General features: G+C 59.8%; 32 protein-coding genes. 20 read left to right on the top strand and 12 right to left on the bottom strand.

Annotated features, from left to right (window positions below; translation table 11 throughout):
• Window positions 1-14: 14 nt before the first annotated feature.
• Together ACNPN0_RS00160 and ACNPN0_RS00155 are read right to left on the bottom strand one after the other, a co-directional pair.
• Complete coding sequence (locus ACNPN0_RS00160) at window positions 15-1,211, bottom strand: 4-hydroxybenzoate 3-monooxygenase (RefSeq protein WP_448937373.1); 1,197 nt, start codon at window positions 1,209-1,211, stop codon at window positions 15-17.
• A 217-nt stretch (window positions 1,212-1,428) separates the two neighbouring features.
• Window positions 1,429-2,175: an IclR family transcriptional regulator gene (locus ACNPN0_RS00155; RefSeq protein WP_448937374.1), complete on the bottom strand. Its 747-nt coding sequence runs from the start codon at window positions 2,173-2,175 to the stop codon at window positions 1,429-1,431.
• 283 nt (window positions 2,176-2,458) lie between these two features.
• On the opposite strand from ACNPN0_RS00155, the gene ACNPN0_RS00150 reads away from it, so the two are divergent.
• The 5 genes from ACNPN0_RS00150 (at window position 2,459) to ACNPN0_RS00130 (ending at window position 6,689) form a co-directional block, all read left to right on the top strand.
• Window positions 2,459-3,091 carry a DUF6318 family protein gene (locus ACNPN0_RS00150; RefSeq protein ID WP_448937437.1) on the top strand — a complete coding sequence of 211 codons (633 nt, stop codon included), beginning with the start codon at window positions 2,459-2,461 and terminating at the stop codon, window positions 3,089-3,091.
• Window positions 3,092-3,266: 175 nt separating this feature from the next.
• On the top strand, window positions 3,267-4,478 hold the full coding sequence (locus ACNPN0_RS00145) for a thiolase family protein (protein WP_448937375.1): 1,212 nt from the start codon (window positions 3,267-3,269) through the stop codon (window positions 4,476-4,478).
• 19 nt (window positions 4,479-4,497) lie between these two features.
• A complete protein-coding gene (locus tag ACNPN0_RS00140; protein WP_448937376.1) occupies window positions 4,498-5,169 on the top strand; it encodes a 3-oxoacid CoA-transferase subunit A in 672 nt (223 codons plus the stop codon).
• The gene (locus tag ACNPN0_RS00135; protein WP_105658562.1) at window positions 5,169-5,825 is read left to right on the top strand and encodes a 3-oxoacid CoA-transferase subunit B; all 657 of its coding nucleotides are present in this window, start codon (window positions 5,169-5,171) and stop codon (window positions 5,823-5,825) included. The genes ACNPN0_RS00140 and ACNPN0_RS00135 overlap by 1 nt, the downstream gene beginning before the upstream one ends.
• Window positions 5,826-5,906: 81 nt before the next feature.
• The gene (locus ACNPN0_RS00130) at window positions 5,907-6,689 is read left to right on the top strand and encodes an IclR family transcriptional regulator domain-containing protein (protein WP_448937377.1); all 783 of its coding nucleotides are present in this window, start codon (window positions 5,907-5,909) and stop codon (window positions 6,687-6,689) included.
• A 13-nt stretch (window positions 6,690-6,702) separates the two neighbouring features.
• On the opposite strand, the gene ACNPN0_RS00125 is transcribed toward ACNPN0_RS00130, so the two are convergent.
• Both ACNPN0_RS00125 and ACNPN0_RS00120 read right to left on the bottom strand, forming a co-directional pair.
• Window positions 6,703-7,302 (bottom strand): cysteine hydrolase family protein, encoded by a 600-nt coding sequence (locus ACNPN0_RS00125; RefSeq protein WP_448937378.1) that lies wholly within the window; start codon window positions 7,300-7,302, stop codon window positions 6,703-6,705.
• Between the two features lie 138 nt (window positions 7,303-7,440).
• Window positions 7,441-7,962: a CHAD domain-containing protein gene (locus tag ACNPN0_RS00120; protein WP_448938818.1), complete on the bottom strand. Its 522-nt coding sequence runs from the start codon at window positions 7,960-7,962 to the stop codon at window positions 7,441-7,443.
• 510 nt (window positions 7,963-8,472) lie between these two features.
• On the opposite strand from ACNPN0_RS00120, the gene ACNPN0_RS00115 reads away from it, so the two are divergent.
• From ACNPN0_RS00115 to ACNPN0_RS00095, 5 genes are all read left to right on the top strand, one after another.
• Window positions 8,473-9,117 carry a hypothetical protein gene (locus tag ACNPN0_RS00115; RefSeq protein WP_448937380.1) on the top strand — a complete coding sequence of 215 codons (645 nt, stop codon included), beginning with the start codon at window positions 8,473-8,475 and terminating at the stop codon, window positions 9,115-9,117.
• An 11-nt stretch (window positions 9,118-9,128) separates the two neighbouring features.
• Window positions 9,129-9,419 (top strand): hypothetical protein, encoded by a 291-nt coding sequence (locus ACNPN0_RS00110; RefSeq protein WP_448937381.1) that lies wholly within the window; start codon window positions 9,129-9,131, stop codon window positions 9,417-9,419.
• Window positions 9,420-9,972: 553 nt separating this feature from the next.
• Window positions 9,973-10,623 carry an alpha/beta hydrolase gene (locus ACNPN0_RS00105; protein ID WP_448937382.1) on the top strand — a complete coding sequence of 217 codons (651 nt, stop codon included), beginning with the start codon at window positions 9,973-9,975 and terminating at the stop codon, window positions 10,621-10,623.
• Window positions 10,620-11,654, top strand: a complete 1,035-nt coding sequence (locus tag ACNPN0_RS00100; protein WP_448937383.1) for an LLM class flavin-dependent oxidoreductase — start codon at window positions 10,620-10,622, stop codon at window positions 11,652-11,654. Before ACNPN0_RS00105 ends, ACNPN0_RS00100 begins: the two co-directional genes overlap by 4 nt.
• 100 nt (window positions 11,655-11,754) lie before the next feature.
• The gene (locus ACNPN0_RS00095) at window positions 11,755-12,057 is read left to right on the top strand and encodes a hypothetical protein (RefSeq protein WP_448937384.1); all 303 of its coding nucleotides are present in this window, start codon (window positions 11,755-11,757) and stop codon (window positions 12,055-12,057) included.
• Between the two features lie 21 nt (window positions 12,058-12,078).
• Here ACNPN0_RS00095 and ACNPN0_RS00090 read toward each other — a convergent pair whose 3' ends face one another.
• The gene (locus tag ACNPN0_RS00090) at window positions 12,079-13,179 is read right to left on the bottom strand and encodes a hypothetical protein (protein WP_448937385.1); all 1,101 of its coding nucleotides are present in this window, start codon (window positions 13,177-13,179) and stop codon (window positions 12,079-12,081) included.
• A gap of 78 nt (window positions 13,180-13,257) precedes the next feature.
• On the opposite strand from ACNPN0_RS00090, the gene ACNPN0_RS00085 reads away from it, so the two are divergent.
• On the top strand, window positions 13,258-13,689 hold the full coding sequence (locus ACNPN0_RS00085; protein WP_448937386.1) for a MarR family winged helix-turn-helix transcriptional regulator: 432 nt from the start codon (window positions 13,258-13,260) through the stop codon (window positions 13,687-13,689).
• A 24-nt stretch (window positions 13,690-13,713) separates the two neighbouring features.
• On the opposite strand, the gene ACNPN0_RS00080 is transcribed toward ACNPN0_RS00085, so the two are convergent.
• From ACNPN0_RS00080 to ACNPN0_RS00060, 5 genes are read right to left on the bottom strand one after another with little or no spacing between them, the layout of a single operon-like run.
• On the bottom strand, window positions 13,714-13,923 hold the full coding sequence (locus ACNPN0_RS00080; RefSeq protein ID WP_448937387.1) for a DUF1653 domain-containing protein: 210 nt from the start codon (window positions 13,921-13,923) through the stop codon (window positions 13,714-13,716).
• A gap of 38 nt (window positions 13,924-13,961) precedes the next feature.
• Window positions 13,962-14,453 (bottom strand): MogA/MoaB family molybdenum cofactor biosynthesis protein, encoded by a 492-nt coding sequence (locus ACNPN0_RS00075; protein WP_448937388.1) that lies wholly within the window; start codon window positions 14,451-14,453, stop codon window positions 13,962-13,964.
• Window positions 14,443-14,919 (bottom strand): cyclic pyranopterin monophosphate synthase MoaC, encoded by a 477-nt coding sequence (moaC, locus tag ACNPN0_RS00070; protein WP_332487502.1) that lies wholly within the window; start codon window positions 14,917-14,919, stop codon window positions 14,443-14,445. Before moaC ends, ACNPN0_RS00075 begins: the two co-directional genes overlap by 11 nt.
• Complete coding sequence (locus tag ACNPN0_RS00065) at window positions 14,912-16,144, bottom strand: molybdopterin molybdotransferase MoeA (protein ID WP_448937389.1); 1,233 nt, start codon at window positions 16,142-16,144, stop codon at window positions 14,912-14,914. The genes moaC and ACNPN0_RS00065 overlap by 8 nt, the downstream gene beginning before the upstream one ends.
• A 3-nt stretch (window positions 16,145-16,147) precedes the next feature.
• Window positions 16,148-16,399 carry a MoaD/ThiS family protein gene (locus ACNPN0_RS00060; protein WP_448937390.1) on the bottom strand — a complete coding sequence of 84 codons (252 nt, stop codon included), beginning with the start codon at window positions 16,397-16,399 and terminating at the stop codon, window positions 16,148-16,150.
• Window positions 16,400-16,436: 37 nt separating this feature from the next.
• On the opposite strand from ACNPN0_RS00060, the gene ACNPN0_RS00055 reads away from it, so the two are divergent.
• The 6 genes from ACNPN0_RS00055 to ACNPN0_RS00030 all read left to right on the top strand — a co-directional run bounded on the left by ACNPN0_RS00055 (window position 16,437) and on the right by ACNPN0_RS00030 (window position 20,823).
• Entirely contained in the window at window positions 16,437-17,618 is a 1,182-nt protein-coding gene (locus ACNPN0_RS00055) for a ThiF family adenylyltransferase (RefSeq protein ID WP_448937391.1), read from the top strand.
• On the top strand, window positions 17,615-18,022 hold the full coding sequence (locus ACNPN0_RS00050) for a molybdenum cofactor biosynthesis protein MoaE (RefSeq protein WP_448937392.1): 408 nt from the start codon (window positions 17,615-17,617) through the stop codon (window positions 18,020-18,022). Before ACNPN0_RS00055 ends, ACNPN0_RS00050 begins: the two co-directional genes overlap by 4 nt.
• 100 nt (window positions 18,023-18,122) lie before the next feature.
• Window positions 18,123-18,488: a hypothetical protein gene (locus tag ACNPN0_RS00045; RefSeq protein WP_448937393.1), complete on the top strand. Its 366-nt coding sequence runs from the start codon at window positions 18,123-18,125 to the stop codon at window positions 18,486-18,488.
• A 428-nt stretch (window positions 18,489-18,916) separates the two neighbouring features.
• Entirely contained in the window at window positions 18,917-19,219 is a 303-nt protein-coding gene (locus ACNPN0_RS00040; RefSeq protein ID WP_448937394.1) for a hypothetical protein, read from the top strand.
• Window positions 19,220-19,403: 184 nt separating this feature from the next.
• Entirely contained in the window at window positions 19,404-20,351 is a 948-nt protein-coding gene (locus ACNPN0_RS00035) for a DUF1963 domain-containing protein (protein ID WP_448937395.1), read from the top strand.
• A 172-nt stretch (window positions 20,352-20,523) separates the two neighbouring features.
• Complete coding sequence (locus tag ACNPN0_RS00030; RefSeq protein ID WP_448937396.1) at window positions 20,524-20,823, top strand: hypothetical protein; 300 nt, start codon at window positions 20,524-20,526, stop codon at window positions 20,821-20,823.
• Window positions 20,824-20,884: 61 nt separating this feature from the next.
• Here the strand turns inward: ACNPN0_RS00030 and ACNPN0_RS00025 are convergent, their stop codons facing one another.
• On the bottom strand, window positions 20,885-21,286 hold the full coding sequence (locus ACNPN0_RS00025) for a nuclear transport factor 2 family protein (RefSeq protein WP_448937397.1): 402 nt from the start codon (window positions 21,284-21,286) through the stop codon (window positions 20,885-20,887).
• A 276-nt stretch (window positions 21,287-21,562) separates the two neighbouring features.
• Here ACNPN0_RS00025 and ACNPN0_RS00020 point away from each other — a divergent pair, with 276 nt between their 5' ends.
• Window positions 21,563-21,901 (top strand): hypothetical protein, encoded by a 339-nt coding sequence (locus ACNPN0_RS00020; protein WP_448937398.1) that lies wholly within the window; start codon window positions 21,563-21,565, stop codon window positions 21,899-21,901.
• Between the two features lie 183 nt (window positions 21,902-22,084).
• Here ACNPN0_RS00020 and ACNPN0_RS00015 read toward each other — a convergent pair whose 3' ends face one another.
• Window positions 22,085-22,777: a hypothetical protein gene (locus ACNPN0_RS00015; RefSeq protein ID WP_448937399.1), complete on the bottom strand. Its 693-nt coding sequence runs from the start codon at window positions 22,775-22,777 to the stop codon at window positions 22,085-22,087.
• Window positions 22,778-22,957: 180 nt separating this feature from the next.
• Here ACNPN0_RS00015 and ACNPN0_RS00010 point away from each other — a divergent pair, with 180 nt between their 5' ends.
• The gene (locus ACNPN0_RS00010; RefSeq protein WP_448937438.1) at window positions 22,958-23,173 is read left to right on the top strand and encodes an antitoxin VbhA family protein; all 216 of its coding nucleotides are present in this window, start codon (window positions 22,958-22,960) and stop codon (window positions 23,171-23,173) included.
• 528 nt (window positions 23,174-23,701) lie between these two features.
• Window positions 23,702-23,980: recombinase family protein (locus tag ACNPN0_RS00005; protein WP_448938817.1), on the top strand; the 279-nt coding region annotated here is incomplete at its 3' end.

Genomic DNA, 23,980 nt, shown 5'->3' with positions numbered 1-23,980 from the left:
GGGAAGGGCGAGGGCTAAGCGTGGGGCCAGCCGGTGTAGGACTCGGCCAGGTACTGCTGGCCGAAGCGCGAGGAGGTTACCGTTTCCAGTTCGCCCAGGGCGCGCTTGGCCATGAAAGGGTCCCCGCCTACCGGGGTGTGCAGCATGGAGGTCATCCAGTAGGAGAAGTTCTGCGCCTTCCAGACCCGCTTCAATGCCAGGTCCGAATAGCCGTCCAGCAGCAGCTCGCTGCCGGTGGAGAAGAAGGAATCCAGCGCCTCGAAGAGCACCTTCACATCGGCGAAGGCCAGGTTCAGGCCTTTGGCTCCGGTGGGCGGGACGGTGTGCCCGGCATCGCCGATCAGGAACATCCGCCCGTGGGAGAGGGGTTCGCGCACGAAGGAGCGGAAGCCCAGCACGGTCTTGTCGAAGATCTCGCCGGTTTTCAGCTGGAAATTATCCGGCCCGTCCACGCGCTTTTGCAGCTCGGCCCAGATGCGGTCATCGCTCCAGGCATTCACGTCCTCGTTCGGGTCGCATTGGAAGTACATGCGCTGCACCGTTTCGCTGCGCTGGGAGATCAGCGCGAAGCCGTGCGGGGAGTTCGCATAGACCAGTTCCGGCGCGGACTTCGGCGCCTCGGTGAGGATGCCGAACCAGGCGAAGGGATAGGCGACCTTGAAATCCTTGCGCAGCGTTTCGGGCATCTGGCGGCGGGCGAAGGAGCGCGAGCCGTCGGCGCCGACGATCACATCGGCGTGCACCTCGAAGAGGTTGCCCTGCTCATCGGTGAAGCGGAACTTCGGGGTGGAGGTCTCCATGTCCAGGATCTCGGTGACTTCGCAGGAGTACCGCACGTCGCCCTGGTCGCGCTGGCGCGCCGCGGCCAGGTCAACGAAGACCTCGTTCTGCGCGTACAGGGTGACGGTGGCGTCGACCAGATCGCGGAAGTCCAGCGGGTGGGATTCGCCGTTGAAGCGCAGGTCGATGCCGGCGTGCTCGTCGCCGTGGGTCAGCACCCGTCCCTGCACGCCGGACTCGGTGAGCATCTTGACAGCCTGGGCTTCGAGGATGCCCGCGCGGTGGGTGTTGCGGATGGCCTCGTGGTCGCGCATTTCCACGACGATGTTCTCAATGCCGGATGCGGCCAGCAGGTGGGAGAGCATGAGCCCTGCTGGACCGCCGCCGATGATGCCGACCTTGGTCTTGAGAATGCGCGGATTCTGAGCCATGGGACCTGCCTCGCTAGCGTCTGGACCAGAAGCCGCACTGCCGGCTGCGTTGCCGGACCGATGCATCTGGTCTAAGGAAATAATAAGAACTTCCCTCATGATGCGGCGCATGTGATCGGGCAGACAGCCGGGTTCTCAATGAATGAGAATAATTGGTTGCGTATTTATGCCTCACCGGTCAAGCGCAACAGGGCGCTGGCCCTGCTATTTCTGGTTGCTAGATGTTGTCGATGCGCAGTGCACGGGAAATGCCCCGGGCTGCGGTGCGTAGCGCCAGAGCTGCGGACTGCAGTGTTCCGGAGTCGCGGGGAACAACCACCGAGATTACGGCAACCTGATAGCCCGCCTCGTCGAGGATCGGGGCGGCGGCACCGGTGGTTTCCGGGTCGATGAATCCGTCGAACGAGGCGAATCCGTTGCGACGGATTTCCGCCATTTCTGCGCGGAGTTCAGGATGGGTGGCGGTCATCAGTTCGTGGTGGCGTTCCAGGAACCCGTGAATGGTTTCCGGCCGCGAAAAGGCCAAAAGTGCCATGCCCATCGAGGTTCGGTGCACAGGCATGCGTCCGGCGACATTCGCCTGATTGACAACAGAGCCGGGCCGCGAGAGACGCTCGATGATCAGCACCTCATCCTGGTGCAGTACCGAGAGCTGGGTATTTTGCCCCAGCAGCTGGTTGATGTCCTCCATGAACGGCAATGCCGCGGTGCGAAGGTCCTGGGTGGCAGCGCTTCGATTGGCTAATTCCCAAAGGCGCAAACCCAGCCGCACCTGGCCAGACCCGTCTCGTGCCAGCAAGTCATGGGATACCAATTCATCGAGCAACCTGTACATCGTTGCTTTGGGGATATCGGCACGCCGGGCCAGGCTGCTGACGCTAAGCGACTGATTGTTGAGATCAAAAGAATTCAGGATCCGAACCAAGCGGTCCAGCATGGAGTCCCCACTGGGCGAATTGGCCATGGAACTATTTTAGGGCAGTGGCTGCTTCCTTTCTCCTGCATCCAGGTGAGCGGCTATGTGCTTTAGTGCAAGCGGGGTTCGCTATCGCGCCGAATTTCCCTTGTTCATCCAGAGTTAACGTGGAATTTTTCCAGCGATTATCATTGAAGATAGTAGCCAAAACGTTATTTGAATAGCGGTCGTATTATCGAAATGCTTGATGTAATGTCGTTTTCGAACGCGGAAAAACTCCAAGAAGGCGGCGGCAATGGTTCGAAATCATCAAGTAAAGCTTGCAGCTTTGATGGCTGCATTGACGCTGGCAGCCAGCGGTTGCGTCAGTGCATCCCAGGGAGGGGCCGGTGATCCTTCTGCTGGCACGGTGTCGCCCACGCCGAGATCCCCGGAGCAAGATGCCGAAGTTCCGCAGCGCCCGGCGGTCCTCAGTGAGAAATCCGAGGAAGGGCTGCAAGGTGCCATGGAGTACTGGGTGCAGCTGCTGAACTATGCGGTGGCGAGCGGTGACACCGCCGCACTCAAGGGCTTCTCGGCAGCGGACTGCACCTTGTGCCAGGAGCTAATCGCCCAGACCGACCAGGCCTATGCCAATGGCGGAAGTATTGACGAAGGCGAATTCAGGGTTATTGAAACCATGAGCACCCTGGACAAGTATCAAGCATCGCCGGGCGAGCCCAAGGTTGTGTTTGCCAGCTTTGGAATAGAGCGAGCCGCTGGCCAAGTCCTCGGTGCAGATGGAAAGGCGACCAGCGAAATTGAGCCGGTTTCCTGCATGGATTTTGAAGAAAATTGGGATGAGATCGCTTATGACGAGGATGGAAACTTCATTGGATCCATTTGCTCTCTAGTTGTGCAGGATCCAGCGTTCGACGAGTCTTCCGGATGGCAGCCGCTGAATGTCGCGATTAACGCGCAATAGCAATATGTGACTTGGAGAATGCCCTGGCTGCTTCGGCAGCCGGGGAATTTTTGTGCAGGGAACCGGGCGGACCGCAACGGAAATCTATTGAAGGTACGGATATCAACTGCTAAAGTTCATTGTACGAACATAAGTTCACGATGTGAACATACCGCAGCGATGGAGCAGTGAGACGATGCAGCAGGCCTACCTATACGACGCAATCCGCACCCCCTTCGGCAAGATCGGCGGCGCGCTGTCCAGCCACCGCCCCGATGACCTGGCCGCCCACGTGGTGCGCGAGCTGGTCGCACGGGCGCCGCAGCTGGATGTCGCGGATATCGACGAGTCGATCTTCGGCAACGCCAACGGCGCCGGCGAGGAAAACCGCAATGTGGCCCGCATGGCCACCCTGCTCGCCGGGCTGCCCACCTCGCTGCCGGGCACCACGATGAACCGCCTGTGCGGCTCCTCGCTGGATGCATCGATCGCGGCTTCCCGCCAGATCGCCACCGGCGACGCGGACCTGGTCCTTGTTGGCGGCGTCGAATCGATGAGCCGTGCTCCATGGGTGCTTCCCAAGACCGAGCGTCCTTTCCCGATGAGCAATCTGGAACTGGCCAACACCACCCTGGGCTGGCGCCTGGTCAACCCGGCCATGCCCGGGGAATGGACGGTATCGCTGGGCGAGGCCACCGAGCAGCTGCGCGAGAAGCACGGCATCTCACGCGAAGACCAGGATGAATTCTCCGCGGCATCGCACCAGCAGGCCGCGGCCGCCTGGGAGGCCGGCAAGTACGACAACTTGGTAGTTTCGGTTCCGCCGGCGAACAAGCGCGGCACCGAAGTCACCCGCGACGAAACCATTCGTGCCGATTCCACTGCCCAGACCCTCTCCAAGCTGCGCACCGTATTCCGCACCGGGGAGAATGCCACGGTGACCGCGGGCAACGCCTCGCCGATGAGCGACGGCGCCTCGGCGGCCTTCATCGGTTCCGAGCGCGGCGGCGAATTGCTGGGCGCAGCCCCGATCGCCCGCATCGTCTCCAACGGCGCTGCCGCGCTGGATCCGCAGTTCTTCGGCTTCGCCCCGGTGGAATCCGCCAACAAGGCTCTGGCCAAGGCCGGCCTGAAGTGGTCGGATATTGCCGCGGTCGAGCTGAACGAGGCATTCGCGGCCCAGTCGCTGGCCTGCATCCGGGCCTGGGACATCGACCCGGCTATCGTCAATGCCTGGGGCGGGGCTATCTCCATCGGCCACCCGCTGGGAGCCTCGGGCCTGCGCATCCTGGGCACCGTCGCCCGCCGCCTGGCAGAATCCGGCGAGCGCTACGGGCTTGCCGCGATCTGCATCGGCGTCGGCCAGGGCCTGGCTGTCGTCGTCGAAAACGTGAACGCAACCAAGTAGCTTCTAGAAAGGCAGCATCATGGCACCACGCATTGCCACCTCGGCCGCGGACGCCGTCGCCGAGATCACCGACGGCGCCACCGTCCTGATCGGCGGCTTCGGCAACGCCGGCCAGCCGATGGAACTGATCGACGCGCTCATGGACTGCGGCGCGAAGGACCTGACGGTCGTGAACAACAACGCCGGGCAGGCCGACGCCGGCCTGGCCCTGCTGATCAAGGAACGCCGGGTCAAGAAGATCATCTGCTCCTTCCCGCGCCAGTCCGACTCATGGCACTTCGATGAGGCCTACCGGGCCGGGGAAATCGAGCTGGAGCTGGTTCCGCAGGGCAACCTGGCCGAGCGCATCCGCGCCGCCGGCGCCGGCATCGGCGGGTTCTTCACCCCCACCGGCTACGGCACGCTGCTGGCCGAGGGCAAGGAAACCCGCGTGATCGATGGCAAGGGCTATGTGCTGGAAACCCCGATCCACGCCGATTTCGCGCTGATCAAGGCGCTGAAGGCCGACACGCTGGGCAACCTGGTGTACCGCAAGACCGCGCGGAACTTCGGCCCGATCATGGCCACCGCGGCCAAGGCGGCCATCGTGCAGGTGGATGAGGTCGTCCAGCCCGGCGCCATCGATCCGGAAAACGTCATCACCCCGGGCATCTTCGTGGATACCGTGGTGGCACTGGGAGGACAGAAGTAATGAGCGCAATGACCACCACCGAAGCAAAGCTCACCCGCGATGAAATGGCGCAGCTCGTTGCCGCCGACATTCCGGCCGGAGCCTTCGTGAACCTGGGCATCGGCCAGCCGACCAACGTCTCGAACTATCTCACCAAGGAGCAGGGCGTCACCCTGCACACCGAGAACGGCATGCTGGGCATGGGCCCGGTGGCCACCGGCGAGGACATCGACCCGGATCTGATCAATGCAGGCAAGATCCCGGTCACGCAGCTGCCCGGGGCCTCCTTCTTCCACCACGCGGATTCCTTCGCGATGATGCGCGGCGGCCACCTGGATGTGTGCGTGCTCGGCGCCTTCCAGATCTCCAAGGATGGCGATTTGGCCAACTGGCACACCGGTGCCGAAGGCGCCATTCCTGCCGTGGGCGGCGCCATGGACCTGGCCATCGGCGCGAAGGCGACCTGGGTGATGATGAGCTTGTTCACCAAGGCCGGGGAATCCAAGCTGGTTGAAACGCTGAGCTATCCGGTCACCGGGCTGGGTTGCGTCTCGCGGATCTACACCGAAGTGGCCGTCTTCGAGCTGCGTGATGCCAAGGTCTTCGTGCGCTCCACCCATGGCATCAGCTTCGAGGAGCTGGCCGCCAAGGTCCCGGTGGAACTGACCCAGGCCTAGAAGACCCAGTAGATTAGTGGGGGTGCGCATCCGAGTCCCGGAAGTGCACCCCGCAATCATTTCCAGCGCGCAAGGAGCACGGTGAGCGAGCAGGCAGCAACAACCACATCGGTCCAGTCCCTGGCCCGCGGCTTGGCGGTCATCAGCAGCTTCGATGCCGATCACGCGTCAATGACCCTCTCCGAGGTCGCCGCACGCACTGCCCTGTCCCGGGCCACCGCCCGGCGGTTCCTGCTGACCCTGGTGGAGCTGGGCTATGTGCGCACCGACGGCAAGCATTTCGAGCTGACCAGCAAGGTCCTGCAGCTGGGGTACTCGTACCTGTCCAGCGCCACCTTGCCGCAGCTGATCGAACCGGTGCTCGAGGAACTCTCGGCTGCTGTGCATGAATCGGCCTCCGCTTCCATCCTGGACGGATCGCAGATCGTTTACATCGCCCGGGTGCATACCCGTTCGATCATGCGCGTGGGCATTTCGGTGGGCACCCGCTTCCCGGCGGCCAACACTTCCATGGGCCGGGTGCTGCTGGCCTACCAGCCCGAAGAAATCAGCGAGGCGGTGATCGCCGCCGGCGTGCATTCAATGACCGGGCTGGGGATCGAGGGCCCGGATCAGCTACGCGTTGAACTTCAGCGGATCCGTACCCAGGGCTATGCGGTGGTGGACCAGGAATTGGAGATCGGCCTGCGCTCGGTGGCGGTGCCGGTATTCAGCGCCGATGGCACCGTGGTCGCCGCGATGAACGTGTCGATGAGCGTGCATCCGAATACCAGCGACAGCGCGCAGGAGGCAGCCCAATCGGTACTGCCGCGGCTTTTCGAGGCCGCGCAGCAGGTGCGCGAGGCGCTGGCCGCTAGCCGCTAGCGCACGCAGGGGATCACGCGACGGCCGGATCCCAATGGATTTCGTCGCACGTGAGGATCGTGGCGAGCTGCCCGAGTGACTCGATGCTCGCTGCATGGGCCGCTTCGGTGGCCGCCGAGCACGCATCTTCCACGATCACCACCCGGTAGCCGTGGTCCACACCCGCCCGGGCCGTGCTTTCCACCGAGATATTGGTGGCTACCCCGGCGATCAGCAGGGTGCCGATGTTGCGGGATCGGAGCAATTCAGCCAGTTCCGTGCCTAAGCCGCCGACCTGCTGGTTGGTGATGACAGCATCGCCGGGGCTCGGGATCAGCGGCGGGATGATGGCCGCCGATTCGGTGCCGTCCACCAGGCAGCCTGCCTGCTTCACCATCTGCAGCAGCGGGGAATTGGGCACCAGATCGCTGAAGTCAGGGGCGAAGGCAATGCGGGTGTAGATGATGCTGGCCCCGGCCGTGCGAGCCCCCTCCAGCAGCCCGGCCAGTTGGCCCACCACGTTCCGGCGGGTGATCTGCTCGTGGAACATTTCCGCGAAGGCGCCGTTGGGCCCGATGATGTCCCCCTGGTTGTGGATGGACACCACTGCGGTCCTGGACGGGTTGAAAATCATGGGATGCCCCTTCTCATAGCCCGCTGACCTCTTCAGCAGCGCTCGATTTCAGCTTGCCATGAAGCGAGCCGCGCGGGTCAGCGCTTATTGACGGGATTCGCGCGGATCCCGGCTGGAAGGATCTCCATGCTCGCCTACCTAGTCTCGATGTGCGGCCAGGCCAGAGAGCTGGGCATCATGCCAGGCTTTGGAATAATCGCGGACCACGGCGGCGGAGATGGCTTCTTCGGCGTCCAGCATCTTGCAACAGGCCTTGAGCAGCTTGAGGGAGGAATCGTCCCGTTGGGCAACCGAGTCCGGGTAAGTTCGCAGCATCGCGCTGTCCTGGTGCCGGCCTAGGATTCTCTGTAGCTTGCGCACGTGCCGCAGCAGCGCACCGGCGCTATCAAGCCCTCCGTAGGCCAGGGACTCGGCCAGATGCATCAGTGCCTTGGCCGCCTTGCGCTCCTGATGCAGTGCCTCGTCGCGGACGGCTCCCGCGGCGGCCTCGCCGGAGTCGTGGTGGGCGTCTTCCAGGGAGCGGATCGACGCGCTCAGCAGCCTTTCGGCCTCACCGGCGGCCGGGCGCTGTTCTGATTTTGAGGCCCGAGTGACGGAGGACAACTGGTCCAGCATGGCCAGCTTACCCCGGAAACGCTCGCTGTCCAGGGCGTTGCGCACTTCCTGTTCACCTTGGTTAAAACAGCAAGCGTGCACCGGCGTTGCATCTGCAGTGACACCCGCAGCAATAAAATCCGGCAGCGGCCAGGCAGATTCCCACCATTGGTCGACAAAGAGTGAGTCGGCAGTTTGCCAGTCTTTGACGCCGGGGTGGGCCTGTGGATCTATGGCGGAGGCGCTGACCGAAGCGGGCATGGTTACCCGTCCTTGACAGGAAAGAAACGGATCTAGAATACGACGGCGGGTATCAGCCGCGTGTGGTGCCCAGAAAAGACAAGGTACACACAGCATCGCGTGTGAGCGGTTGGCTGGCAGGCGCATGCAAGCTCAAGAGCTTGGACTTGCCCTTTGCGAGTTTATGCAAGATTCAAGTCTCAAATTACTGGTGTGCGGCTGCCTACGGCTGTCGAACTAATTGAAAATATTTCTTCCAGACCTGATTTCAATAATCCAAGTGAGTTATGATTACCAGCGTTAGTAGAAAAATCGATTATCAAAGGACAAGGCAAAGTGAAGTTTAGGCAGATTTTGGCAGTCATCGCCGGTGTGGGACTTGCAATGTCTTCAACGGTCGTTGCGAATGCGCAACCGCTAAACACTGTGGTAACGACAGATTCGACGATCACGGAAATATCGGTGGAACAATTGAACGAGCACAGTTCGCTGATTTTCCCGCCAGCTTCAGATGCAGAGTCGCCAAGCGGACTTCAGGTAGCAAATCCAGCGCTACTGGGCCCGATAGACAGCTTCAATTGTAACGTCTCTCGTAATAGAGGTTGGAATGTAACTTCTTACACAGCTAAGGGCTATAGTGCGTTTGCTGGCGGAAAAGTTAATCTGAAGTGTGGAACGTCTAGCACCTCTGGATACTTGCACATAAAGTCTCGACATGCATATGAGTGGGCCAAGCGTATTAGTTCTGTGGGAGGATATGGGCGTTGGGATGATTTTATGGATTACGCAACGCGCAGCATTCTGAAAAATCCTGCGATGATTCGCAATGCGGGCGGCGGAAAGCTCTGTTATAGCGCACCGATTGTGCTTACGAATGCCAAACGTACAAAAAAGGTAACTTTCAACCCGACCGTCGTTATTTCGAAAACGAACAAGTTGGTTATAACGTCTTATCCAAGTTCTAAGCCGGCGTGCAGGTGAGGAGATAACGCATGACGAAAACTCTCATGATCGTTCCCCAGTGGACGAACATTTTGCCAATTGAAATGCCCTATGAACAAGGATATTTTAGCGGTGATCCACTTCCGATGGTTCCCGAGGACATTGCGAATCGTTTGATTCAATGGAATCAAAGATTTATCGATAAGTATGACGAAGTTGCTGGCTGGACAGAGCAAGATCTAAGTTCGGTTCACTGGGCCGAAGCTGAAGTGCTCCGGCGGCAACTCGTGGAAGCCCTGGGCGATGAATATCGGATAATCATCACTCGCTCCTACCGGTGAATTCTCAAATCACGGCGACAAGATTCAGCGCCGTTTATGAATCCGGAATAATATAATGTGAACTTGAGAACCGCAGTCTGGTCCAGAGTGTGGTTCTCAAGCGTTAATGACCATGTTGCGCGGAATTTACGAATGCCCCGGTCCGTGATCCTGAGTTTGAGATTCGTGGATTCTGTCGCCAAATTTTTGCGTGAAGTGGGACGGGATGCCTCCGGAATCAGTGATTCCACCAAGGGAAATCCCCAAGTTTTCGCATTGGGCTGGGGTCGATTCCGGCCCGCGATTATCTTTGTTGACCAGCTGGTTCGTGCTTCTGCCTCGCGACTCTTGGCGAGGGGTGAGCTCGATCGCGGCGTAGAACGCTTCAGTAATTCCGAATGGGCCTAGGCGGGAGTTTGCGACGGCCGGAATGACGAATTTAAGTGACAGAATTTACTTGTATCTTCAACAAATTGAAGTATGCTTGAACTATTGAATTTTGCCGGGGAGAAGCGAAATCCGCAATTCCTCCCCAGGGCACCGTCACCGGCAACTGATGAGGAGTTGGCCTGCTATGAGCAACCTGTTGAGCGATGTGCGTTCCGCCAATTGGAGCAGCACCCCGGAATCCGGTGCCGTGTTGGTCTTCCTGCATGGCTTCGGTTCCAATGAACACGACCTGGGCTCGCTCGCCGAACCGCTGGGATTGGATCTGCCTTGGGCTTCGCTGCGCGCTCCGCTGGAATTGGGCCACGGCGGAGCCGCCTGGTTCCAGATCACCACTCCGGGCGTCCCCGACGCGGCGCCGGTGCAAGCGGCCACCGCGGCGATCTGGGCCTGGATCGATGCAAATGTAGACACCGCCACCAAGATCATTCCAGTCGGTTTCTCCCAGGGCGGGCTGATGGCCAGCCAGCTGCTGCGCACCCGGCCCGAGCGGGTGCTGGCCACCACGATCCTGGGCGGATTCGTGTTAGGCGGCACCCAGCCAGCCGACGAAATCATCGCCACGCAGCGTCCAGCAGTGTTCTGGGGCCGTGGCACCGAAGACCGGGTCATTGCCCCGGTAGCCATTGAACGCACCACCAAGTTCCTGCCCGAGCATTCGACCCTGACCGCCCGCACCTACCCGGGGTTGGCCCACGGCATCAACATGGATGAGCTGACCGACGTGCGCAGCCACATCGCCGCGCAGCTGGACGCCCTGACGGCAAGCAAGGCATGAGCCAGCGCGCACCCTTTGAAATCGGGATCTTCACCTTCGGGGAGCTGACCCGCGACGACCAGGGCCGGCCCATAGATGCCGCCACCCGGGTGCGCGACATCCTGCAATGGGCGCGAGTCGCCGATGAAGCCGGACTGGATGTCTTCGGCGTGGGCGAGCACCACTGCGAGGACTTCGCCGTGTCCGCGCCGCCCGTTGTGCTCGCCGCCGCCGCGGCGCAGACCAAGAATATCAAGCTGACCAGCATCGTCACGGTGCTCTCCTCCGCGGACCCGGTGCGGGTCTTCGAAGATTTCTCCACCCTGGACCTGGTCAGCGGCGGACGAGCCGAAATCACTGCCGGCCGCGGAGCCTACCTGGAATCCTTCCCGCTCTTCGGCCAGTCGCTGGATCGCTACGACGAGTATTTCGAAGAGAAGCTGGATCTGCTGCTGAAGATCCGCGAGGAGAACCCGGTCACCTGGAACGGGAACACCCGCGCGGCACTGGATGGCGCCGGGGTGTGGCCGCGTCCAATCCAAGATGAGCTGCCTATCTGGGCGGCGGTGGGCGGGACCCCGGCCTCGGCAGTGCGCGCCGGAAAACTGGGTTTGCCGCTGTATCTGGCGATTCTCGGTGCGCCCGAGCGTTTCGGGCCGCTGACCCAGCTCTACCGCGGCGCCGCCCAGCAAGCCGGACGGGAGCCCGGCCGGATCGGGATTACCTCCCACTTCTATGTCGAGGAAACCTCGCAAGGGGCTCGTGATAACTTCTACCCGCATTACAGCTCGTACATTGGGCAGAATATGCCGCGTACCGGGCAGGTGGATCGTGATTCCTTTGATGCGTGGGCGTCACCGCGCGGAGCGCTCTTTGCTGGCAGCCCGGCCGAAATCGTGGACAAGATTCTCTGGGAGCACGAGATCCTCGGTCATACGCGATTCCTTGCGCAAGTCGGGCTTGGCGGGCTATCCCAGGCGCAGACCTTGCGTTCCATCGAGCTGCTGGCCACCGAGGTCCTGCCGGCCGTGCACGCCGCATTGGGTCAATAGCGGCGGCAGCACGATGCCCGGGCTGTCGGCAGTTTGCGCATAAAGCCCGTTATTGCGTGGTTGCCGGGCAACACCGTGGCGCAGCAGCTAGCCTTGGGGCATGCGTACAGTTGACCAGTGCCTGCTCGGGATCCGCCAAGCTATCTCGCAACTGCGCGAGGCGGCCGCAGTCGACGGCGATTCGCAGCGGGCGATTGTGGCGCAGTCGCTCGATGAGCTGTTCGGGCAGGTCGCGACCCGCAAGCAACTGCGTGCGGCGGCCAAGCGGGCGATGAGGCTCTACCAAGGCGGCATGGGATCATTCCAGGACGTCGGCACTCAGGTGATGGGCGACGCGGTAAACGGATTGTGGCATGCGCTGTCCAGATCGCGTTCGTGGCTGCTGGTTTGCAAGAGCGGCTGACCGCATCGGTTCGCCGGCCAACTAGGCTGCGACAGCCTCCTCGACATCCTTGATCGAGGCATTCTCGTTCGCTACGCGGGTTCTGCGCACGCTCCACGCGTGGGTCAGGATGACCAGCAGGATGCCGGGGATCAGCCAGAGGATTAGCCGCAGGATATCCATGCCGATGGACTGCCCGGGGAAGTAGACGAGGGTCTGCACTGCGTGCAGCCATCCGGCGCCATTCCAGAAGGTATTGAGTGCACCGTAGAATCCCGGCTGCATTTGCGGCTGGAAGATCCCGCCGGAACTGGTGAAATTCAGTGCGACGAAGCACAAGGTCAGCGTCGGGGTGGTCCAGTGGCGCAGCAGTGGATGCAGGCCCAGGCCCAGCAGGGTGATGCCGGCGGCGTATGCCCAGGAAATCAGCCAGATGCCCGCGTAGTGATCCTCGATGATCCGGTAGACCGGGCCCGCGATCAGCACCGCGATCGTGGCAACCACCGCTGCGGCAACCGCCGCCATGGCGAAGCGCACGGGCAGCTTGACCTTGCTCATGAACCCGGCCAGCGGCACGGCGCTGGCGTAGCCGCCAATGCTCAAGGCGACCAGCAGGAAGAACAGCCCCTGCCCGGTGGTGTCCTGCTCGCCGGTGGGCACGACATCTTCGATGTGCAATGGCTGGCCTTGTTCGTAGGACACGTCCAAGAAGACTTTCTGGGCGATATTCGCCGAGGTTTCCGACGCGGCGCTAGAGCTGTAAAGCGTTGCCGTGCCGCCGCTGGTTTCGTAGGCGGCCACGAGCTCGCGCTGCTCTACCAGTTTCCGGGCCTGGTCTGCATCGGCGACGGTGCGCACATTCAATGCACCGTCGGACCCATCCTGCAGGGTCTGGGCGAAAACCTTGGATTGCGCGGAATCGCCCACCACGGCCACCTGCACGTTGTGCGGACTGGGCGCGTGGAAGGCCCCCAGATAGAACAATCCCATGATGGCGCACAGGAAGAACGGGATCAGCATGGTCAACACGAGCTTTCCCCAGCCCAGTGGTGCCGGCTTGGCTGCGGGGGACTTCTTCTTGGCCGGATTAACGGCATGCTTGGAAGCGGGGGATTGGCGCGGGGCGTTGTCGGTGAGAGTCATCAGCATTAAAGAATACGCTTAATGTTGCATGATGCAACATTGAGTGCCCGGCAAAGCCCTGCGTACTAGACTCGGAACATGGGCAAGGAACAGCGGGAAGCCGATATCCAATCGATCTTCCATCACATGCAAATGATTACCCGACGTGCCAATACGCGCTCACGCCAGCTGGCCGAGCCGCTGACACTCGTGGAGCATTCCCTGCTGCGCTTCATTGCCGATACTCCCGGAACCCGGGCCACCGACATTGCCGACGCGTTTTCGCTGAACCGTTCAACAGTCTCCCGGCAGGTAGGCACGCTGCTGGACTTGGGATATATCGCCTATGACGATGCGGAATCCGGGCGCGGCCGCGTAGTGGAACTGACTGGCGTGGGCCGCGACCGGCTTCAGGCTTCCGCCGCCGTGCACCGCGCTGCGGTAACCGATCGTCTGGAGGGCTGGAGCGAAGAGCAGATCTCGGCCTTTGCCGAAGCCTTGGAACGCTATAACGTTGCCGACTCGCAGTAGGTCCAGGGAAATCTGCAACTTGCCCTAGGCGATCCTGGCGAAACGCGGGCCGTTATAGCCATCGCGTTCAACGTGCTCCGCAAACATCTCCAGTGGCCGAGCCCAGAAGCTGTAGTCATCGTAGAGCTTGCGGTAGAAGACCAGCGGCTCTTCGGTTTCGCTGTGCTTCCCCAGGGCCAGCACCTCGTAGCGCTGGCCCTTGAAGTGCTGGTAAATTCCGGGTTCGATGCTCAACCTGGTGGCCTTTCTGATCAATGATGGTGCTAGAGAACTTACCGCGGTCCGTGCCCGGTGCCGCCGCTGCGCTGGACCAGCAGGTGCTCCAGGATCGGTTCCAGGACGGCCAGCCCGTCTTTCACTCCGCCGGTGGACCCGGGCAACGTGATGACGAAGCTGTTGCCGGAGAATCCTGCGACCCCGCGGGTAATGATGGACAGCGCGGTGGAGGCTTCTCCGCGCCGGCGGATGGCCTCGATGATTCCGGGCAGCTGGACATCCAGCAGCGGGGCAACCATTTCGGGGGACTGGTCATCGGGCGAGACCCCGGTCCCTCCGGTCACGATCACGACCTGCGCGTCGTTGGCCAGCAGGTCATCCACGGCAAAACGCACCGGCTGTCCGTCGGCCACCACCGTCGGCTCGCCGGTCTCAAAGCCGCGCTCGGACAGCCACCGGGTGATCAGCGGGCCGGTCTTGTCTTCGGCGGTGCCTGCTGCGGCGCTGGTCGAAGCAACCACCACGGCCGCCATGCGGCTAGTCTCCACGAACCCAGTCACCGCTCTTGCCTCCAGACTTGGCCAAAACCTTCACCGAGCGGACCTCGGCGTGCTTGTCCACCGCCTTGACCATGTCGTAGAGGGTCAGGGCCGCAACGCTGGCCGCGGTCAACGCTTCCATCTCCACCCCGGTGACGCCCTTGGTGGTGACCTGGGCGGTGACGCGCACCGCGGATTCCTCGGCGGTGAAATCGATGGACACCTTGGAAATCGGCAGCGGGTGGCACAGCGGAATCAGTTCCCAGGTGCGCTTGGCCGCCATGATGCCAGCGACCCTTGCGGTGCCCAACGCCTCGCCCTTGGGCAACTGCCCGGTCATCAGCATCGGGACAACATCCGGGCGGGTGGCGAAGATGGCTTCTGCGGTGGCCACGCGCTTGGTGACGGCCTTGTCGCTGACATCGACCATATGGGCGCTGCCGTCTTCGCGCAGGTGTGTGAGTTTCTCAGACATTCATGCTCCAAGTTTCGATGCTTTGGCCGGCAGCCAACTGGCTGACGCCTACCGGGATATGCACCAGCGCATCGGCGCGGGCCAGATCGTGGACCAGGTGGGATCCCGGATCCAGGATGGCGACCTGGCCATCGCGGATCAGCGCTCGGCGCACCTGGTGCTTGTGCTCGGGGGAACTGGCATCGGCTGCCAGCGGGTAGTGCCTGGGCAAGGGCTCCGGCAGGGCATTGAGCTGTCGCAGCAGCGGGGCCAGGAACAGTTCTGCCGATAGCAGGGCACTGACCGGGTTGCCCGGGAAGCACAGCACCGCTGCCTTGGCCAGTCGGGCGAAACCTTGCGGGCCGCCGGGCTGGATGGCCACATGATGGAACACCCCGCCTAGCGGCGACAGTGCTTGGCGGACCACCTCATAGGCTCCAGCGCTGATGCCGCCCACGGTCACGATCAGGTCAACCTGTTCCTGCAAGGCATCGATGGCCAGGGTGAAGCGCTGCGGATCATCGGGCAGCTGCAAGGTGCGCACCTGCACTTGGTAGCGGCGCAGCCAGGCTGCGAGCATAGGGGAATTCGAATCCGGGATCTGGCCCTGGGAACGCTGCCCATCGCTGAGCTCGTCCCCTGTAGTGCACACGGCCACCTTCAAGGCCCGGCGCACCGGTACTTCCCGCAGCCCGCTGGAAACCAGTGCGGCAATCATGGTCGGGGTCAGCCGGGTTCCGGCCTTGGCCACCAAGGCGCCGGTTTCGAGATCAACACCGGCGGGGCGGATGAAGCGGCCCACGGCGCTGGGGGCCGAGAATTCCGCGTGGCCGCTGGGGGTGCCGAAGCCGGCACGAACCAATTCCGGGAAAGCGCCAGAGACGCTTTCCTCGATGGGGACGACAGTGTCAGCACCCAGCGGGATCATCGCACCGGTCATCACCGGACTGACCGTGCCTTCAGCCAAGGGTATTTGCCGGTCGCCGGCGGCAGCTGTGAAACCCAGCGGCAAAGAGATGGGGGAGCGGAGCGAGGCTGCTGCCAGATCCGCGCTGCGCGCAGCGTAGCCATCCATCTGCGAATTGGTGAACGCAGGGATGGGCAAAATGGCGTACTGGTCCTCGCTGAGGATTCGATCGCTGACCTCAGGGCTATCGATGGGTAGCACTTCATTGTCCAGGCAGGCGAAGACCGGGGACAGCAGCTCTTCAAGTTCCGCGCGATGGCTTTCCAGAGTGCAGGACATGGACTATCCGCCTGCGAACGGCGGCAGGACATCCACGGTCAGATCGTCGGCCGTGCCCAGCTCGCCGGCATCGCGGCGCACCACGCCGTTGATCAGGAAACTTCCGGCGCGCAAAACCTGGGCCATGTCAGGTCCGTAGGAATCGATCAGTTCGCTACGCAGCCCGGCGAGTGTATCGGGGCGTTCCCAGCTCTCCTGCTCGCAGCCCGCTGCTGCCGCCGCGGCAGCGAAGTAGCGTATCGTAATCTTCGACATGACTTCATGCTATCGCGCCTAGGCGATAAGGAGCACGATGAAAAGCGAACGCGACTTTCCCGCGCTTGTGACCCCCGGGCCGCCACTGAGCGGGGAACAGGCTGCACGAGCTGCACGCCAACTCTCGTTGCCCGGATTTGATGACACTGCGCAGCGCAGGCTGGCTGCCGCCCGGGTACTGGTTATCGGTGCGGGCGGACTAGGCAGCGCCAGCGTCCCGTATCTGGTCGGAGCGGGAGTAGGCACCATCGGCATTGTGGATGATGATGTCGTGGAGCTATCCAACCTGCACCGCCAGGTCACGCACACCAGCGCTAATATCGGTCTGGCCAAGACCGCTTCCTTGGCGCAGGCCGCCACGGCGCTGGACCCCAATGTGAAGATCATCGAGCACAACCTGCGCCTGGATTCATCGAACGCGCTTCAGATCTTTGCGAATTATGACCTCGTCATCGATGGCAGCGACAACTTCCCGACCCGATACCTGTCCAATGACGCCGCGCAGCTCACGGGCATCCCGCTGATCTGGGGATCGATCCTGCAGCATCATGGACAAGTTTCCGTGGCCTGGCATGAGCATGGTCCGGGTTACCGCGACCTGTTCCCGGTCCCGCCTGCCCCGGGCACCGTGCCGGATTGCGCCGCCGGGGGCGTGCTGCCCGGATTGTGCGGAACCGTCGGTTCGCTGCTGTCCACCGAAGCCTTGAAACTGATCGCCGGAATCGGTGCCCCTCTGGTGGGAAAGGTGCTGATCTACGATGCGCTGGCTGCTAGCACCCGCACCCTCGAATTCTCTAGAGACCCCCGAGGCGCTGAAGTCACCGAGCTGATTGACTACGTGCTCTTCTGCTCCGGTTCTCTGCCCGAGGTCCAAGGCATCGATGCCAAGGCGCTCGCCGAGTCGCTGGCTGGTTCCGCTGCTCCTGTCTTGTTGGATGTGCGCAATGATGACGAACGCGCACAACAGCACATCGCCGGTTCCTTGCATCTGCCCCTTCCTGAGCTGGAAGCAGCTATTGAAGCCGGCGCAGATCTGAAGCAGATCCCGGCACAGGTAACGGTCTATTGCGCACGCGGTCCTCGCTCGCAACGCGCGGCCGCCTTGCTCGCCGGGCGAGGCATCAGAACAAACTACCTTGAAGGCGGGCTTCCCGCACTGGCTGAAGTGGCCCCGCAGCTGCTGGCCGATCATGCACACACCGAAGGAGCCCGCTCATGAGCTATGCGTTGATCACTGAAGAACCTATTGACGAGGCTTCCGTCCGCGATGCCGTGCAGTCCGATACTGCAGGCGCAGTGGTGCTCTTCCACGGAATCATTCGCAACCACGATGGTGGGCAGTCGGTGAACTCCCTGGACTACTCGCATCACCCGCAGGCGCAGGACTTCCTGGAGAAAATCATTGCCGAGGAAGAAGAACGCACCGGGCTGAAGCTCTCGGCTGTGCACCGCGTGGGTCCTCTGAAGATTGGCGACGCCGCGCTGGTCGCTGCTTCGGCAGCAGCCCACCGCAAGGAAGCATTCGATGCCATTGAGAACCTGGTGGAACGCATCAAGGCCGAGGTCCCGATCTGGAAGAAGCAGCACTTCTCTTCCGGCAGCTCCGAATGGGTTGGGCTGTAGGCTCGATACTGCTTCACTTATGCAACTAATGGAATGCCGGGCTTGCCCGTGACTGACTATCCTCCTGGCGTAGGGAGCAAGACCGACTAGTAGGGTAATCATGCTGGGAGAAATTCCTCGCGATGAATTCCTGGTGTCCAGGCTTCGACAACAATGTCTGCCGCATCCGGATGTGGAAAACGCGACTTTGTCGATGCAACACGCTCTGGAATTTTCGACGCAGAAGATGCTTTCCAAGCAAGAGCTACGCAAACTGACACACGACTTTCTGTTTGCTTTGCTCGGCGTTGAGTTGGACAGGACCAGCCTGAACTCCGCGATATCGAATGTCGCGAGTGCGGTCCTTTCTCTTCGTGATGCTCCGCGAACAGTGCAGACAATAGACGATGTCTTGCTTGCGAGTCATGCGTATTTTTGGCTCGAGAATATATCTGCCGAAGCACTGTTAGAAGGTTTTGAATGCTAGTTCCGATTCGGAAAGCTTTTGCGACCATCGTCGCTTTGGTACTGCTATCAATGAATATTTGCTTCTTTATGTTCTACGCACTGTGGCAGAACGCGGATAGCGCAGCGATTCGCCGAAGGGAATCCGGCTCCGCGGTTCAACCAGGGTAACTGCTCGAGGACGCAAATTGATGTGGGGCGCGGCTCAAGGTTCACTACTGGTCATCATCGTCTTGGACGTCCTGGCGATCCTGTTTGCCGCCACGGCATTCTCTGCCTTCCACCGGGAAGACGTAGTGAGAGTGAAAGCCTCTCGTCTTTCGGCATGACGCTTCATCCCTAAACTTTTGCCGCTGTCCGACAGTTTTAAACCTTTTGCCGCTGTCCGACAGTTTTAAACATCGAGGCCAGCGCTATTTTGTGTCTACCCATTCGCACTAGGGTTGGCTTATGGAGACTTCCAAGCGCCAAAACTATGTTGACTACTTGGTGGATGAATATGGGTATGAAGCTCACATAACGCCGTGGGGGATCTGTATTGAATTTCCGAACTTTGATGAAAATGGCCGCGCGATCGTTAAATGGCGGGTTACAGAAAAAGACATTGCCAGCTTGAATGGGATTAGGATGCCACGTGGATTCACTGGTGGTGAGCAATATGCATTCTCGGAATTGATAGCGGCCCTTCACACTTTCACTGGTTCACGAGGAATCATGTACGGGGCAAGCATGAGGATCGAAATTGAAGGCTAAGACATGTCGAAAGTGCCATGGCCACTCTTTTCTTCAACATAGCAGCGAAGCATAGTTACATACTGCACGTTACCGTGAGCGAGATGCACATACTTTTGGGTATGGAACTTGTGAGTTTTTGTGGAGTCAAGGTCGGGTAGGTACAGTCACAACAAGTAATTCCATACTTGACTGCGAGGTCCTTATGACCGAAATACTGCCGGATCCCTATCTGTACTTGCATGACCCCGAGGAATACCTGTCTTCGGTTCGGTCGAAGTTCCCCAGCATCCAGATTGACCCCAAAGTTTCTCTTGGACTTGGCATCATGGAGTTCAAAAAGCCAAAGAGAATGCGCAAGGAACTGGATAAGGAACCTACACGGTTTGGGGCCTCCTGGTTCGGCGGTCAACCCTTTGAGAATGGCCGGGAATGGCCGAGAAGTTCCGACGGGACACTGCTCACGCATATTGCCCAAGTCGACCTCGGATACGAATCCATGAACGTGGGAGATCCTGGATTCATCCCCACGGGTCTTCCGAACGAAGGCATCATCCAGTTCTTCCACGACACGCAGAACATGGGCGAACCCGAAGACGTGGAAGACCTTCTGAATCCGCCTTGGGCGATTCGGTACTTCGTACCCGAAAATGACGAGGTCGAAACCTTCGCATTCATGGAACCTTCTGGTGATGCAATACTCTCGATTCCGTTGATGCCGCTGGACATTGACGGGTTCATGAATCTCAAGGATCAGTTCAGTGTCGATTTCAGATCCGAGGAAGAAGCTCATCTCTATGCGGATTTCGTAGAGCTTACCGAGTTCGAGATCTACAACAGGTTGTTAAGGTTCGAGGCTCAGCTTCCGGATCATCGCCCGGAGCATCCAGATTTCATCCCGGATGAACGCATCAGCAGGATGTCAGGCTGGAGCGCGTGTGAAATCCGTGAGGAGTACAACGGGCAGCTGGCCACGTTGTTGCCGCTCACGGATGCGTCGGATGAACATGTTTTGCTTTTCGAGATCAATCCAAGGACTTTCCCGACACCTGGTTGGTTCCACGAGCGGCCGGTTCAGGTATGGATCCGCCGGACAGATCTAGACGCGAGGAATTTCGATCATGTGTGGTGCCTAATCCGCACTGACGCTTAGCAGGCAAGCCCTGCACGATCTAGAAAGCGCATCGAGTTCCGTCGCGCTAGGTTTCGGTGAGCTTTTTATCGTTCACACAATCCTCGGTTTGGGATCCTGTTATGCTCACCTCAAACGAAGATAGCGATCTGATGAGTGTAAACACACATCCAAGCGGGAGAGCCAGGTAATCGTGGAGTTCATGACCTTTCTAGCAGCCCTCGGGATCGTGGTTTCCACTTTCCTGTTTGGGTTTTTCATTGCAGGCTTACACGAGACCGGGCCAGAATCCCACAAAGAGAGTGCAACTTCGGTGGCACTCACCGCGCTCATGATGCTTTTCATTGCCGTCTGCACCGCATTCATCCTCGTTGAGCCGGCGTTGATCAACCCGCTGTGGTTGCAATACACGCTGATGGCAGGCGTTCCGCTGGTGGTTGGCTACGTCCTGCGCCGGGCGCTGGCCAGGAGCATGGATAGCACTCAGCAGTAGGCCTAGGTGTCATCTGAGAGGGACCTTCGCGTGGTAACCTCCAACGGGACAGAGTATGACGTCAGGCTCCGAACGGAAGCTCAGGTCGCAAGTGGTGCCCGTCTTTGACGTGTGAGTAGTCTCGCGCCGTTGTTACTAAGCCTGAATTGTCGAATGAAAGCACAGTGCATCCCGAGACGGTCATTGGCTGGTCCTTGATGAACATGACGACCCAGTACTCGACGGAAGCTGAACTTCCGTTGACGATTGGTTCGCTGAACCATGTTTCTGCCGGTTGGGTTTCCTCCGCGAAGCATTCCTCTAGATAAGTGCGCAGACCGTTAGGCCCACTTAATCGTCTGAACATCGAGGCCCAGTGGTCGCCCTCATCAGCTTGCAACCGGACAATGACATCCACGTCCTTGAGTGGCCAAGCGTTGGCCCATGTTGTCGCCCAGCGTTGCGCGGCTTCGGTAGTTTGCATGCTGAACTCCTGTTGACGTAGATGATTGGTGACTGCAGTTTGTTCGGGCTGCCCCCTACTCGTTGGGGTGGATTTACTGTGAGGCGTTGGTACCGTTCAGCCCTGACACGTAGGGCTACGTAATCGGGCCTTAGTTTGAGTCCTTGAATTGGCATATGCCCATAGACTCTACGAGTCTATGGGCATATTGTATGGTTCCAATGCTTCAACGTTGCGCAATTGGTTCCTGATACTGTCCTCCAAATAGATCAGGGCAAGAGCAAAGGAGACAGTGAGTTGAGCGAAAATCTGGAAGTTATCCTTGAAAGATTGACCCAGGCCTTAAAGAGCTATGCGATTGTCACTAGCCTTGAACGGACTGATGGAACACATGTGTGCATCATTGTTAAGGCTGGCGGTCAGCACTTTGAATTCGCGGACTCTCCTTCCGAGATTCTCCATCACGTTCAAGCTTTCGAGGATGTACCGCTGTGGGACCCCACGGATGATACTGAGGACGATGGACGTTGGAGGTTGTTTTCTGTTCACATCATCGAAGCAATTGAAACCGCGGGGTCTGACGAACAAATTCTGGTTCTAGCGGATGGCGCTGTGACTTCCCGAAGAGCAACATGATATGCATCTTCCCCTCGTCATATCGGTCCGGTGACCCGCAGAAGGATCCCCTTACGGGCGGATCGGTTCAGTGCTGACGGGTATGGACAGATGTGCTGAGGACTTCGAAAACTTACAATCGTCGGGTTTTCAATATTTTATATTTTCCGAAACTAAGTACCGGACCCGGCGGGTTCAAAACCATCATTGAACCATTTTGGGAATTATGTTCAGCAAATCTGGGTCGTTGATGCACATGTCGTGGAATCTTGTGTAGGCCACCTGATTCATGATGAAGTTCATCGTTCCGGGCTTTGCCTCCCATGCGCCACCGCCGATGATCGATCGGTGCCCCGCTACGAGATGGGACCAAGCGTAGAGGAACTCCCAATGCTCTGGCGTTTCCGGTATGTAGTGACCATTGTTGAGCGGAACGTTCCAAGAAGCCTTCGAAGTCACGGCAATCCAAAGTTCACTGTCTGGGTGGGCCATAGCCCGAACGGCGGGTACTTCGAAAGACTCGTGGAAATAATCCTCATATGTCTTGGCGTTGGCCGTTCGTTCCCGCTGTTGTCTGGCCCAGCGGCGCTGATTGCTGAGACGGCCATGCAGTCCTTGGGAGCCGCTGGCTTTTCCGTGATAGATCATTGCTTCGGCTGGGCGATTAGCAATCATATAAATCCCGCCCTCTTTAGGAATTTCGTCGTTCAGCTCATTTTTCCATGGGAGGTCCGTGGCTTTGAAGACCCAGGAAAGACTTGCAGCACGAACTTCAAGGGGAACAGACTGATTACGGAATGTCGGTGCGATTTCACCCTCAAATGACAGGTGCGAATCAAGCCCAAAGAGATTCTTCTCAGTGGGGTCTTCTATGGGGCGCGTATTCGTTGTGCCCATTCTCGAACTTTCTTCGTATCGTCTCAGGACGTAGGACGTTCCTACGTACCCGGCTTTCGTACAAGTTCAATGCTGTATCCGTTTTTGGCATGTTCCTTAAAGTATTTTCCGAAATTGAGAATACGTTTTTGGGAAATCTAATATATTTGTTACTAGGCGTCTGGTAAGGGGTTTTGTGTGATGGAACGTGTTTTAGACGTTGAGCAGCAGTGGCCGGAGTTGTTTGCTGGGTTGGAGCCTAGGCAGCGTAACGCGGTGTTGCAGTCACTTGCGTCTTCCTGGCACGAGGGCTGGATGCCGAACCGCCCGGACGTGGAGAACTTGGTGAACTTCGTGACGGGCGTGATTGACCGGGTGGAGTATTTGCGTCGGGCGACGGCAAATACCGAGGGGTAGGACACGGCTGATTTCAGTTCCTGGGAGTCGTATCTGTGTCCGCAGCCGGATCAGGGCACGCTGCGTAATGAGGCAGGTCTGCGTGGTCCTGTGGAGCTGCGCAGGTTTGAGTACGCGGCGGTTCAGGCGCGGCAGTTCGAGCCTATGACAGGGAGTGCGTCGGTAGATAAGACGTTTGATGCTGCGCATGTGCAGCAGATCCACGCGCACTTGTTCCAGGATGTTTTTGCTTGGGCGGATAACGCCTCAGCGATGAGTGCCCCGGATCTTGGGAGTTATCCGGTTTATCCAGAGTCGTTGGTGCCGGTTTTTACGAGGAACGCAGTTGAACGTACTTCGGCCCCGGCAAGTGCCGAGGTTGGCGCGGAGCGTGCCTGGGAGAGGAACCCGAATATTGCTTATGCGCCTGGGCGAGGGGCAAAGGGTTTGCCGTCTACTGGTGTTGCCAAGCCGTACATTCCGCGTGGTGTTGCGCGCGGCAAGGATCAGGGGATGGGACGGTGAACGAGGTTATCGGTTACGCCCGATATGCACGCGGGAGCAGAACCCGCAGTCGCAGGAGGCGGAGCTGCGCGCCCCTGGCGCGGTCGTGTTTATGTTGACCGGGGCGAGTCCAGCCGAGTCATTGAGCGGCCGCAGTGGACGGCGTGCCTGGACCATTTGCGGTCCGGGGACACATTGATTATTCGTGCCCTGGATCGTGTGGCAAGCACTGAACTTATGGCCATTGAAACGATCCGCGATCTAGGCCGGCGCGGGGTGAGACTCAAGAGTTTGACCGAGCCGTTTTTGGACGTCGATACGTCC

The sequence above is a fragment of the Glutamicibacter sp. AGC84 genome, from assembly GCF_053543575.1.
The sequence above is the reverse complement of the archived record's forward strand: the minus strand, read 5'-3'. Positions and strand labels throughout refer to the sequence as shown.

Excerpts from the sequence above, each read along its gene's own strand:
- ACNPN0_RS00160 (WP_448937373.1), bottom strand. The coding sequence starts at position 1,211 with ATGGCTCAGAATCCGCGCATTCTCAAGACCAAGGTCGGCATCATCGGC.
- ACNPN0_RS00145 (WP_448937375.1), top strand. The coding sequence starts at position 3,267 with ATGCAGCAGGCCTACCTATACGACGCAATCCGCACCCCCTTCGGCAAG.
- ACNPN0_RS00015 (WP_448937399.1), bottom strand. The coding sequence starts at position 22,777 with ATGGGCACAACGAATACGCGCCCCATAGAAGACCCCACTGAGAAGAAT.
- ACNPN0_RS00035 (WP_448937395.1), top strand. The coding sequence starts at position 19,404 with ATGACCGAAATACTGCCGGATCCCTATCTGTACTTGCATGACCCCGAG.
- ACNPN0_RS00045 (WP_448937393.1), top strand. The coding sequence starts at position 18,123 with ATGCTGGGAGAAATTCCTCGCGATGAATTCCTGGTGTCCAGGCTTCGA.
- ACNPN0_RS00090 (WP_448937385.1), bottom strand. The coding sequence starts at position 13,179 with ATGACTCTCACCGACAACGCCCCGCGCCAATCCCCCGCTTCCAAGCAT.
- ACNPN0_RS00065 (WP_448937389.1), bottom strand. The coding sequence starts at position 16,144 with ATGTCCTGCACTCTGGAAAGCCATCGCGCGGAACTTGAAGAGCTGCTG.
- ACNPN0_RS00155 (WP_448937374.1), bottom strand. The coding sequence starts at position 2,175 with ATGGCCAATTCGCCCAGTGGGGACTCCATGCTGGACCGCTTGGTTCGG.
- ACNPN0_RS00105 (WP_448937382.1), top strand. The coding sequence starts at position 9,973 with ATGAGCAACCTGTTGAGCGATGTGCGTTCCGCCAATTGGAGCAGCACC.
- ACNPN0_RS00135 (WP_105658562.1), top strand. The coding sequence starts at position 5,169 with ATGAGCGCAATGACCACCACCGAAGCAAAGCTCACCCGCGATGAAATG.
- ACNPN0_RS00055 (WP_448937391.1), top strand. The coding sequence starts at position 16,437 with ATGAAAAGCGAACGCGACTTTCCCGCGCTTGTGACCCCCGGGCCGCCA.
- ACNPN0_RS00040 (WP_448937394.1), top strand. The coding sequence starts at position 18,917 with ATGGAGACTTCCAAGCGCCAAAACTATGTTGACTACTTGGTGGATGAA.
- ACNPN0_RS00125 (WP_448937378.1), bottom strand. The coding sequence starts at position 7,302 with ATGATTTTCAACCCGTCCAGGACCGCAGTGGTGTCCATCCACAACCAG.
- ACNPN0_RS00050 (WP_448937392.1), top strand. The coding sequence starts at position 17,615 with ATGAGCTATGCGTTGATCACTGAAGAACCTATTGACGAGGCTTCCGTC.
- moaC (WP_332487502.1), bottom strand. The coding sequence starts at position 14,919 with ATGTCTGAGAAACTCACACACCTGCGCGAAGACGGCAGCGCCCATATG.
- ACNPN0_RS00150 (WP_448937437.1), top strand. The coding sequence starts at position 2,459 with ATGGCTGCATTGACGCTGGCAGCCAGCGGTTGCGTCAGTGCATCCCAG.
- ACNPN0_RS00140 (WP_448937376.1), top strand. The coding sequence starts at position 4,498 with ATGGCACCACGCATTGCCACCTCGGCCGCGGACGCCGTCGCCGAGATC.
- ACNPN0_RS00095 (WP_448937384.1), top strand. The coding sequence starts at position 11,755 with ATGCGTACAGTTGACCAGTGCCTGCTCGGGATCCGCCAAGCTATCTCG.
- ACNPN0_RS00060 (WP_448937390.1), bottom strand. The coding sequence starts at position 16,399 with ATGTCGAAGATTACGATACGCTACTTCGCTGCCGCGGCGGCAGCAGCG.
- ACNPN0_RS00010 (WP_448937438.1), top strand. The coding sequence starts at position 22,958 with ATGGAACGTGTTTTAGACGTTGAGCAGCAGTGGCCGGAGTTGTTTGCT.
- ACNPN0_RS00110 (WP_448937381.1), top strand. The coding sequence starts at position 9,129 with ATGACGAAAACTCTCATGATCGTTCCCCAGTGGACGAACATTTTGCCA.
- ACNPN0_RS00025 (WP_448937397.1), bottom strand. The coding sequence starts at position 21,286 with ATGCAAACTACCGAAGCCGCGCAACGCTGGGCGACAACATGGGCCAAC.
- ACNPN0_RS00100 (WP_448937383.1), top strand. The coding sequence starts at position 10,620 with ATGAGCCAGCGCGCACCCTTTGAAATCGGGATCTTCACCTTCGGGGAG.
- ACNPN0_RS00085 (WP_448937386.1), top strand. The coding sequence starts at position 13,258 with ATGGGCAAGGAACAGCGGGAAGCCGATATCCAATCGATCTTCCATCAC.